7 protein-coding genes are annotated in these 10,143 nt (G+C 74.9%); 4 read left to right on the plus strand and 3 right to left on the minus strand.

Annotated features, from left to right (window positions below; all coding sequences use genetic code 11):
• Positions 1-86: 86 nt before the first annotated feature.
• Positions 87-305 carry a hypothetical protein gene (locus ACZ55U_RS38295; protein ID WP_465534144.1) on the plus strand — a complete coding sequence of 73 codons (219 nt, stop codon included), beginning with the start codon at positions 87-89 and terminating at the stop codon, positions 303-305.
• Positions 306-354: 49 nt separating this feature from the next.
• On the opposite strand, the gene ACZ55U_RS38300 is transcribed toward ACZ55U_RS38295, so the two are convergent.
• A complete protein-coding gene (locus ACZ55U_RS38300) occupies positions 355-3,393 on the minus strand; it encodes an AAA family ATPase (RefSeq protein WP_465534146.1) in 3,039 nt (1,012 codons plus the stop codon).
• A complete protein-coding gene (locus ACZ55U_RS38305) occupies positions 3,390-4,559 on the minus strand; it encodes an exonuclease SbcCD subunit D (RefSeq protein WP_465534148.1) in 1,170 nt (389 codons plus the stop codon). Before ACZ55U_RS38305 ends, ACZ55U_RS38300 begins: the two co-directional genes overlap by 4 nt.
• 696 nt (positions 4,560-5,255) lie before the next feature.
• Between ACZ55U_RS38305 and ACZ55U_RS38310 the strand changes: the two genes are divergently transcribed.
• The 3 genes from ACZ55U_RS38310 to ACZ55U_RS38320 all read left to right on the plus strand — a co-directional run bounded on the left by ACZ55U_RS38310 (position 5,256) and on the right by ACZ55U_RS38320 (position 8,433).
• Entirely contained in the window at positions 5,256-6,122 is an 867-nt protein-coding gene (locus tag ACZ55U_RS38310; RefSeq protein WP_465534150.1) for a hypothetical protein, read from the plus strand.
• 297 nt (positions 6,123-6,419) lie between these two features.
• Positions 6,420-7,076 (plus strand): hypothetical protein, encoded by a 657-nt coding sequence (locus ACZ55U_RS38315; RefSeq protein WP_465534152.1) that lies wholly within the window; start codon positions 6,420-6,422, stop codon positions 7,074-7,076.
• 559 nt (positions 7,077-7,635) lie between these two features.
• Positions 7,636-8,433 carry an SGNH/GDSL hydrolase family protein gene (locus ACZ55U_RS38320; RefSeq protein ID WP_465534154.1) on the plus strand — a complete coding sequence of 266 codons (798 nt, stop codon included), beginning with the start codon at positions 7,636-7,638 and terminating at the stop codon, positions 8,431-8,433.
• 90 nt (positions 8,434-8,523) lie between these two features.
• Here the strand turns inward: ACZ55U_RS38320 and ACZ55U_RS38325 are convergent, their stop codons facing one another.
• Positions 8,524-9,504, minus strand: coding sequence for a nitroreductase/quinone reductase family protein (locus ACZ55U_RS38325; protein ID WP_465534156.1), 981 nt, complete (start codon positions 9,502-9,504; stop codon positions 8,524-8,526).
• Positions 9,505-10,143: the final 639 nt, after the last annotated feature.

Below are 10,143 nucleotides of genomic sequence, written 5' to 3' on the forward strand. Positions count from 1 at the left end.
AACGGCTCGCGACACTGGCCATGCACCCACCGGGACCGAGAGGTCACAACCCTACCGAAGAGGGCTGCAGAAGGGATGGTCCTCTAATGAGCGACACCGGTACGAACGAGGAAGCGGTCGTCTGCGAACTCACACCCGGCAGCGGAGCGGAAGCCGCGCTGCGGCACGACCCGGAGGCATCCGGGCCGCGCGCCGACTGCGTGCTGTGCGGAGAGCCGACCGAACTGCCCGCCGACCACCAGGGCGCCACCCTCTGCCCGGTGTGCGCCTGGCAGCAGGCGCAGCGGATCGCCTGCTCCGGCTGACCTCCGAACTCACCCACCGGCCGGCCCCGCGGCCGACCTGGGGGTGGGCCTACGCGTCCTCCCGCCCGGCGAGCGCCAGGGTCGAGCCGTGTCGGCCCTTGCGGACCAGCAGCTGCGCGGGGATGCGGCTGCGCAGGTCGGCGACGTGGCTGACGATGCCGACGGCACGGTCCCGCTCCCGCAGGCCGTCCAGGACGTCCATGACCTCCTCCAGGGACTGCTCGTCGAGGGTGCCGAAGCCCTCGTCGATGAAGAGCGTGTCCAGCGGCATGCCACCCGCCTCGTCGGTGACCACGTCGGCCAGGCCCAGCGCGAGCGAGAGCGACGCGAAGAAGCTCTCGCCGCCGGAGAGCGTGGCGGTGTCCCGCTCGGTGCCCGTCCAGGCGTCGACCACCCGCAGCGCCAGGCCCGATCGCTTGGTGCCGGCGCCCCGGTCGTCGCTGTGGACCAGGGTGTAGCGGCCGCCCGACATCCGGACCAGCCGGTCGCTGGCCGCCGCCGCGACCTGCTCCAGCCGGGCCGCCAGGACGTACGACTCCAGGCGCATCCGCAGCCGGTTCTCGCTGGAGGTGCCGGCCGCGAGCGCGGCGAGCCGGTTGATCCGCCCGTACTGGTCCAGCGCCGGGGCCAGCTCGGCGGCGAGGTCGGTCAGCTGCCGCCCGATCGCGGCCAGCGCCCCGCACCGTTCGCGGGCGGCGGCGTGGTCGGCGTGCGCCCGGCCGAGCCGCTCGGTGGCGGCGCCGAGCTCGGCCGCGACGGCGGGCAGGTCCACCGGCGGACGTTCCGCGGCCTCGGCCAGTTCCGGCAGCGCCAGCTCACGCCGGACGGCGGCGGTCTCGGCGCGGTGCCGCTCCAGCCGGTCCTCCAGCCGCTCGCGCTCCTCGCGCGGCAGCAGCACCGCCAGTGCCGCCGCGGCGTCCGGGAAGCCCGCGGTGGCGGCGGCCTCGTGCAGCTCGTCCTCGGCCTCGCCGAGCCGGACGGAGGCCTCCGCCCGGGCCCGGGCGGAGGTGGCCGTGGCGGCGACCGCCTCGGTGAGCCGGGCGAGGGCCGCGGCTCGGTCGGCCACCGAAGCCGCCTCGCCCCGGGCCGCGGCCACCCGGGCGGCCAACGTCCGCTGCTCGGTGCCCAGCGCCAGCAGCCGGTCGGAGAGGACGGCGGCGCGCTCCTTGGCCTCGCGCAGCTCCTCGATCCGTCGCGCGCGGTCCTGCGAGAGCCGGGCGATCTCCTGCTCGACCCGGCCGAGCGCCTCCGCCGCGTGTCGCGCCTCGTAATGCTCTCGCTCCAGCGAGGCGAGCAGCTGGGCGAGCGAGTCCGCGGTGTCCGGGCCGGCCGCACCGGCGGCGGTGGCCTCGCGCACCCGCAGCGCGGTGAGCGCCTGCTCGGCCTCCGCCCAGACCTGTTCGGCGTCGGCCTGGGCCCGGCGCGCCCGCTCCTCGTCCTCGGCACCGACCCGTCCAGCGGGAGCGGCCTCGGCGGGCGCCGGATGCTCGGGCGATCCGCAGACCCGGCAGGCCTCACCCGCGCGCAACTGCTCCGCCAGCTCGGCGGCCATGCCGTGCAGCCGCCGGTCCCGCAGGTCCAGGCTGTGCTCACGGGCGTCCAGCGCGGCGGTCCGCAGGGCGGAGACCCGCGGTTCGGCGGCGGCGATCTCGGCACGCAGACCGTCGCGCTCCCGGGCCGCCCCCAGTCGGGCCGTCAACTCGGCACGACGCCCGTCCAGTTGCTCGACCCGAGCGGTCGCCGCCAGGGCCTCGGCGTGCTGCTGCTCAAGTCGGCCCAACTCGCCCTCGAACTCGGCGAGCCAGTCCCCGGCCTCCTCGGCCCGCTCGTCGACGGCTTGCTGTTCGGCCGTCAAGGACCTTTGCTCGCGGGCGAGTTCGGCGCAGCGCTGCTCCTCCGCCCGGGCCGCCTCCAATCGGACCACCTCGGCCCGCAGCCGCAGCTCGGCCTCGGCCAGCTCGGCCGCGTCCGCCCCGGCGAGCCGCGGCCCCTCGCCGCCGGCACCGGCCAGCGCCTCGCGGTGGCGGAGTTCCGCCTGCCGCGCGCGCCGGAGCGCCTCGGCCGCGCCATCCCGCAGCCGCAGCGCGGACTCCACCCCGACGGCCTCCTGGGCGGCTGCCAACCGCTGCCGGTCCGCGGCTGCGGCGGCCTCGAAGCAGGCCAGCCGCTCGGCCCGGTCCCGAGCCTCCCGGTGCCGGCGCTGGCGACCGGCCAACTCCTCGGCCGCCGCACGGAGTTCCTGGGCGGTCCGCTGGGCCGTCTCGGCGCCCGCGAGGGCGGCCTCGGCGACGGCGAGCCGCTCGGCCGCCTCGCTGCGCAGGACCGCCGCCCAGCCGAGCACTCCGGCGGCCGGCGCGGTGTCGACCTCGTCGGCCGGCATCCAGGCCTCGACGGGCTCGGCGCCCGGCCCGGCCGCCTGTTCGGCCTTGCTGACGAGGTCCCGCAGCCGGCGCCGGCCGGTTTGGACGGCGGCCTCCTGAACGCGGCGCTGTTCGGCCAGCCAGGCCTCCACGTGCTGGAACCGCTCGGTGTCGAACAGCCGCCGCAGCAGCTTGCCGCGCTCCTCCGAGTCGGCCTTGAGGAAGCGGGCGAAGTCGCCCTGCGGCAGCAGCACCACCTGGCAGAACTGCTCCCGGTTCATGCCGACCAGCCGGTGGATCTCCTCCCCGGCCTCCTGGTGCGACTTGCTGAGCCCCCGCCAGCCGGGCGTGCCGTCGCCCGCGTCGGCGACCCACTCGCGCAGCAGCGTCTGGGCCCGCTCGACGGTGGTGCCGGTGCCGACCTTCTTCGGGCGGCGCTGCTCCGGCAGCCGGGTGATCCGCAGCCGCCGCCCGCCGAGGGTCAGCTCCAGCTCGACCGAGGTCAGGCGCTTCGGGTCGGCGTGGTCACTGCGCAGCCGGTTGGCCCGGCGGGTGCCCGGCGTCTCGCCGTACAGGGCGAAGCAGACCGCGTCGAGCACACTGCTCTTGCCCGCGCCCGTCGCGCCGCGCAGCAGGAACAGTCCGCCGGCGGCGAGCGCGTCGAAGTCCACCGTCTCGCTGCCCGCGAACGGGCCGAAGGCGGTGACGGTGAGCCGGTGCAGCCTCATCGGGGCAGGTCCGCCTTCCGGTCGGTGGTCTCCCGGACCCGCTCGAAGCCCTGGCGCAGCCAGCCGAGTTCGTCCGGCTGCGGCTCGGCGCCGGGGCGAACGTGCCGCAGGAAGCCCTCGGCGATCTCCAGGTCCCCCCGGCCGCTGACCCGCGCCGCGTACGACTGCGAGGACTCGGCGTCGCTCCGCTCGGGGTCGAACAGCAGCTGGAGGGTGTGGGGGAAGCGGCGCCGCAGCCTTTCCATCGGCTCGCTCGGCCGGGCCGCGTCGGTGAGCGTGGCCTGCACCCAGGACTGCTCGTGTTCGGTGTACCGCTCGTCGGTGAGCAGCGCGTCGAGGGTGTCGCGCAGGGTGGCCAGCCGCCGGGGTTCGGGGCAGGGCACCCGCTCGGCCGTCACCGTGCCGTCGGCCGCGAGGTCGACCAGCCACATGGTCTTGCGCTGGTTCACCTCCGAGAAGGAGTAGGCGAGCGGGGACCCGCTGTAGCGCAGGTGCGGGGCGAGGGTCTGGCAGCCGTGCAGGTGGCCGAGCGCGGCGTAGTGCACCCCGTCGAAGACGGAGGCGGGCACCGAGGCGACGCCGCCGACCGCGATGTCCCGCTCGCTGTCGCTCGGCGCGCCGCCGGTGACGAAGGCGTGTGCCAGCACCACCGCCCGGGTGCCGGCCGGGCGCGCCGCCAGGTCCGCCCGGACCTGGTCCATCGCCGCGCCGAGCACCGCGGCGTGCCCGCCCTTGGCGAGCCCGAACCGCTCGCGCACCAGTGTCGGCTCCAGGTACGGCAGCCCGTACACCGCCACCGGGCCGTGCTCGTCCGCCAGCAGGACCGGCTCGGCGCACTCGCCCGGGTCGGTCCGCAGGTGGATCCCGGCGCGGCCGATCAGCCCCGCCCCGACCCCGAGGCGGCGGGCCGAGTCGTGGTTGCCGCTGATGAAGACCGTCGGCACCCCGAGGTCTGCCAGGCGGTGCAGCACGTCGTCGAACATCGCGACCGCCTCCAGCCCGGGCAGTGCCCGGTCGTAGACGTCCCCCGCGACCAGCACGGCGTCCACGCCCTCGGACCGGACCACCTCCACCAGGTGGTCCAGGAAGGCGCGCTGGGCGTTGTGCAGGCTCTCGCGGTGGAACGAACGCCCGAGGTGCCAGTCGGAGGTATGCAGCAGTCGCATGGTCCCCGACCTTAACCCGCGACGCCGACAACCCCGCCGGGCCCGGTGGGCCCACGGGGCTCGGGGGACTCGGGGGTGGTGGGGTCGAGTGACGGGCGGCCGTCGACGGCTGACAGGTCACAGATGACAGATAACAGATTTCGAAATCTGTCATCTGTCATCTGTTGCTTGTCATCTGTCAGCCGCGCACCGACTGGCCGCGACCGCGACCGCAGCCGCATCCGATCCCGGCTCGCGGGCCTCGCCCTCGACCGCGCGCCGGTGCGCGGTTTTGCCGTCGCCGGGATGGCGCTGAGCTTGTTCGATTACCGAAGGTGAATTGTCAGTGGCTCTGTGTATGTTCCTCGACAGTCGGCCGGCTCCCAGCCCGGGCGGTCGGCGTGATGCGTGTCGGGAGAGCGAGAAGGAGGAGCCATGACTGCTGTACGGGTGTTGGTGTGCGAGGCGCTGGGTGCTGCGGCGGGGCGCCCGTCGCACGGGCGCCGGCGGGCGCTGGTGCTGGCCGGGCGGAGGCCGGGCGGCGGTGCCGGTGGGGAGCCGGTCTCCGGGCCCGGAGGGGCGGGGCCCGGAGACGGGCGACCGCCGGGCGCGCGTGCGGGAGGGAGTGCGCGAGGCGGTGTGCGGGCCGGGCGTGGTGGGCGGTTCGGAGGTGCGCCGCCGCCCCAGCCGGTGGCGGTGGCGCTGGCGGTCGATCCCGTGGACTTCGCCGGTCTGGCGAGGTACGGGCTGTTCGGCGGGCTCGGACACCAGGCCTACCTGCGGCGGGCGGAGGAGCAGCTGACGGCCCTGCACCGGCAAGGCCTGGAGGTGCACCTACGGGTCCTGGAGGCGGGCGACTTCGAGGACTACTGCGAGGCGCTCGGCCTCGATCCCCGGATGCCCGCCGCCCGGGTCGCCTACGCGGGCGATCCGGAGCTGGCGGGCGAGCCGTTCGTCTACGCGGGGGAGCGGCTGGCCGAACTGGCGCCGGTGCTGCTGGACGACCACCGGGCGCGGCTGCGGATGTCCGTGGCCTGCGTGGCCCTGCTGGACGCGGTCGGCGACGCCCCGGACGGGCAGTTCCGGATGGCGGCCGTGATGCGGTACGTGACGTCGGTCTACCTGGCGCTGGCCGAGGGGGCGGGGGACGGGTCCCACCTGCTGACCCTGCGCTGCCACGGCCCCGAGGACGGGGAGGAGCTCACCTCGGCGGTGGACGTCTGCGTGGAGGGCGGGCGGCTGCAGCCCGCCGGGCGGGACGCCGAGGCGTTCTGCGTGACGCTCGCGGCGGGGGTGGCCTCGGGTGGGGAAGGGGCGCTGCTGCTGCACGGCGATCCGGCCGGCGCTCCACCTGCCGCTCCACCCGGCTCGCCGACCGGCGACGCCAGGCCGCCCCGGCCGCCGGTGCGCGGTTGGGCGCTGACGGGCGGGCGGCTGCGGCCGATGACCGCGCACGAGGTGTTCGACGAGCTGGCCGACGACGCCGCCCGGGGGCTGCCCTTCCCGCCCGGGGTGGATCCCCGCCCGGGGTTCCCGCTGCCCGGCTTCCCCGACCCCGGGGGAGGGGGCGGGCCGCTGGGGTGATCACGGCGTCCACCGCCCTCGGGGCACGGCGTTCTCCGGCCCGGCGTCCACCATGCGGCGCTGGGGACTGTTCATCGACCGCCTGTTCGGGGAAGATTCGGAGAAGATCAACAGCAGGAGCGCGCGGTGCCCCACACCGCCGCTCCGCTCCGTGCCGTGCCCTGCAGGTCCTCCCCGTGCACCGCCGGTCCGGCGAAGCCCGACAGCGAGAGGGGGACGGATGAGCGAGCGGAGCGAGCTCGGTGCCAGGGGGTGTGCGCGGGTGAGTGCCCCCGCCGAGCGTCGCGGGGCGAGAGCATGAGCCCGATCGAGTACAGCGCGGAGGTCGCGGAGCTGCTCGGGAAGGTGCGGCGGCGCCCCACGGCGGGCTGGCCGTGGCGGCCGGGTGAACAGGTGCCGGAGGGGCTGCCGGTCAAGCAGTCCTGGGGGTGGCTGTTCGCACCGGACGGGCGGGTGCTGACGCTGGTGAACCCCCGGGACGGCATCTGCTCGCTGCCCGGCGGCTCCCTGGAGCCCGAGGACGGCGGTGACCCGGCGGCAGCCCTGGCCCGGGAGGCGGCCGAGGAGGCACAGGCCGTGATCGGTCGGCCGTACTACCTCGGCTACCTCTACGACCGGGTCGGCTCGGCGAACGGCGGGCACGAGTGCGCCCGGGTCCGGATGGCGGCGGCGCTGCGGGCCGTCGGTCCGAGCGCGGCCGACCCGGCCTCGGGCCGGCACTACCGGCGCCTGCTGGTCGCGCCCGGCCTCGCCGTCGAGCTGCTCGGCTGGGGTGCGCCCGGGCTGCGCCAGGCCCGGACTGCGGTCGCCACCGCCGCTCGCTGGCTCGGTGTGCCCGCGGCCGCGAACGAGACGATCGAGGAGCTGCCGGTCGAGGGCTGCGCGGTCTCACCCGGCGCCGTGTACTCGGGCGGCACGCCCCCTGGTGGTGGCCGCTCCGGCGCGCGGGGCTGACCACGCGCGTCGCCGCGCCTGCGGTTGACGTCCCCGGCGGGCCGGCCGGGTCTGCCGTCGGCGCGTGCTGCCCGTGCGCGCTCTCCCGGCACGCCGCCTTGACGGGCTGTGGCGGTGCGCCGTTCGCAGGTGCGCCGTCGTGGCGGCACGTCGGCTCCTGCGGGCGGCTCCGAGCGGCCGTGGCGGTGAAATTCCGGCCATGCCGTCGATGTCCCTTTCCGCCCCCACCGCCTGACGGGCCATGAGGAGTGCCATCAGCCCCCCCTGTACCCGCCGGCGCCCCGCTGACGCCCGATTCGAATCTGACCCGGCGATGGCCGGTCGGCGACCGCCCGCTTACCTTGCACAGAATTTCCGCAAGTTTCCGATCTACGCGCGGTGCACTACGCGCGTCACCGCGCACCCCGTCTGACCTGCGCGAAATCACGGAATGTCAGGGGGAGTTCATCTCCGAGCTATCAGACGTCCCGTCAATATCCTTGGCATGACCGCTTCCGGGTTTGGCTACTGCCTGGTATCACTTCTGTGACCCTCGCCACGCCACCCCACTGGAGATGCGATGTTCCGCCCTGCCCGTGCACTGTCCATCGCCGTCGTCGCCGCAGGCCTCACCATGACGACGCTCTTCGCCGCCTCCTCCGCCAACGCCGCCGGCGTCAACTACGTAGCCCTCGGAGACTCGTACTCCTCCGGCGTCGGTGCCGGCAGCTACCTGAGCGACAGCGGTGACTGCAAGCGCAGCACCAACGCGTACGCGTACCTCTGGAAGAACGCGCACTCGCCGTCCTCCTTCAAGTTCGTCGCCTGTTCGGGCGCCAAGACCGGTGACATCCTGAACAGCCAGATCTCGGCACTGGACGCCAGCACCACGCTCGTCAGCATCTCGGTCGGCGGCAACGACGCGGGGTTCGCCGACACCATGCAGACCTGTGTCCTCGGCTCGGACGCCGACTGCATCAACGCCGTCAACACCGCCAAGGCCTACGCCAACAACACCCTGCCCGGCCAGCTGGACAACGTGTACTCGGCGATCAAGGCCAAGTCCCCGAACGCCCACGTCGTCGTGATGGGCTACCCGCACATCTACAAGATCGGCGGCAGCTGCATCTTCGGCATCAGCGACACCAAGCGCTCCGCCATCAACGGCGCCGCCGACACCCTGGACGGCGTCCTCGCGAAGCGGGCCGCGAACGCCGGCTTCGCCTTCGGCGACGTCCGCAGCATCTTCGCCGAGCACGAGATCTGCGGCTCGCTGACCACCTGGCTGAACAGCACCACCATCCCGATCGGCGAGAGCTACCACCCGAAGGCGGCCGGTCAGTCCGGCGGTTACCTCCCGGTGTTCTCGTCGAAGTAAGGACCGCCCCAACGGGCCACCCCGGCCCGGGACGTGCCCGTGCCGCCGTCCCCTCCCGCACCTCGGGACGGGACGGCGGCAACGCCGTTTTCAGCTCCCGGCCGGGCCCGGCCCCGTCGACGGAGCGGGCCGGGCCGCAGGAACCGGCCCGGTCGGTGGGAAGGGAATGCCGGCGAGCACCGGCAGCAGTTGCGCCTCCTCGAAGTCGAGGTGGGCCTCCAGCTCGGCGGACATCCGGTCCACCTCCGCCCGGAGCCGCGCCGGTTCGGCGGTCGCGATCCCGGCCGTCAGCGCCACCAGCTCCGCCTTGATCCGCCCGATCGCCCGGTGCTGCTCACCGAGCCGGTCCAGGACGTCGGCGAGCTCCGGGTGGCTGCGCGCCAGGGCGGGGAAGATCGCGGTGTCCTCGCCCGTGTGGTGGTGCGTCAGCCCGTCGCAGAAGGCCAGGCAGTGCTGCCGCAACTGGAACCCGAGCGTGGCCGGTCGGCCGGGGACGTGGGCGTGCGCCTCCTCCCGGACGTGGCGCAGCTGGGCGCGCAGCCGGGTGTGCGCCTCCAGCAGCTTGTCGGCGAGGCTGCGCACCACGGGCACGGAACCGCCGGCGGATGGTCCGGACGGTTCGGACGGTCCGGATGGTTCGGGCCGTTCGGACCGTTCCGGCTGTTCGGGCCGTTCCAGGACGACGACCGGCAACTCCCGGTCGGTCTGCTCCTGGTAGTCGCCGTAGCCCGGAGCCTGCCGGACGACGGCCGCGAACAGCCGCTCCCGGCGGGCACCTTCGGCGGGTACGGCGATGGTGTCGAAGGACTCGGTGCCGAGCTCGACCCGGGCCACCGGGTGGACGAGGAGGTTGCGGTACCACTGGGGGTGTTCGGGCGCTCCGGCGGCCGAGGCGACGACCAGGAGCAGCCCCTCCGCCCGGACGTACCCGAGCGGTACGGTGTGCGGCCGCCCGGAGCGCGCCCCGGTGGTGGTCAGCAACAGCAGGTCGCCGCCCTCGAACGGGCCGCCGACCCGCCCGCCGTTGGCGCGGAACTCCTGGATGACGTTCAGGTTGAAGGACATGGGCATGTGTGCGGTGGAGTCTCCCAAGGGGAAAGGGGTGCGGCCACACACGGTGTCGATGCCGGTGGTGCGACCGGTCTCGTATCCGGCGACGCCGGTCACAGGGCGCCGGACACAGGACGCGGGTCGCGAGCGCCGGACGCGGAACGCCGGTCAGGGACGGGCGTCGCGGGGCGTACCCGGTGCACGCGGGCGGACGCCGCGGTGGCCGCCGGGCGTCAGATCAGGGCAGCGGAGAGAGTGCTCATCGCGCGTCGTCCCTTCGGCAAGGTGCTCGCTCGGCTGCCGGCCGGCCCACTGCTCTGTGGCCGACGCCGCGCTGCACGGGCCCATTACAGCCAGGCCGTGGCCGCGCTGTCAACGAGCGCGATCGCCGTCCGGCCGTCACACCGATCGCCGTCCGGGGCTCTACGCCGATCGCCGTCCGTCCGCCGCGCCACGCGGCGACGCGCCGCCACACCGAACGCCGCCCAGCCTCCGCACCGTACGGCGACGGGGGGGGGGGTGGTCGGGGGGGGGGGGGGGGGGGGGGGGGGGGTGTGTGAGGGGGGGGGGGGGGGGGGGGTGTGAGCCCTTCAAAGGGGGTGGTGGGGTGTCCCCTCCCCTTGGACCCGACCCAACCGCCAGCGCAGCAGCATCGGTTCG

The sequence above is a fragment of the Kitasatospora sp. NPDC034533 genome, assembly GCF_055575155.1.

Bases quoted from the DNA above. Each gene is read 5' to 3' on its own strand.
- ACZ55U_RS38315 (WP_465534152.1), top strand. From the start codon at position 6,420: ATGAGCCCGATCGAGTACAGCGCGGAGGTCGCGGAGCTGCTCGGGAAG.
- ACZ55U_RS38295 (WP_465534144.1), top strand. From the start codon at position 87: ATGAGCGACACCGGTACGAACGAGGAAGCGGTCGTCTGCGAACTCACA.
- ACZ55U_RS38325 (WP_465534156.1), bottom strand. From the start codon at position 9,504: ATGCCCATGTCCTTCAACCTGAACGTCATCCAGGAGTTCCGCGCCAAC.
- ACZ55U_RS38305 (WP_465534148.1), bottom strand. From the start codon at position 4,559: ATGCGACTGCTGCATACCTCCGACTGGCACCTCGGGCGTTCGTTCCAC.
- ACZ55U_RS38320 (WP_465534154.1), top strand. From the start codon at position 7,636: ATGTTCCGCCCTGCCCGTGCACTGTCCATCGCCGTCGTCGCCGCAGGC.
- ACZ55U_RS38300 (WP_465534146.1), bottom strand. From the start codon at position 3,393: ATGAGGCTGCACCGGCTCACCGTCACCGCCTTCGGCCCGTTCGCGGGC.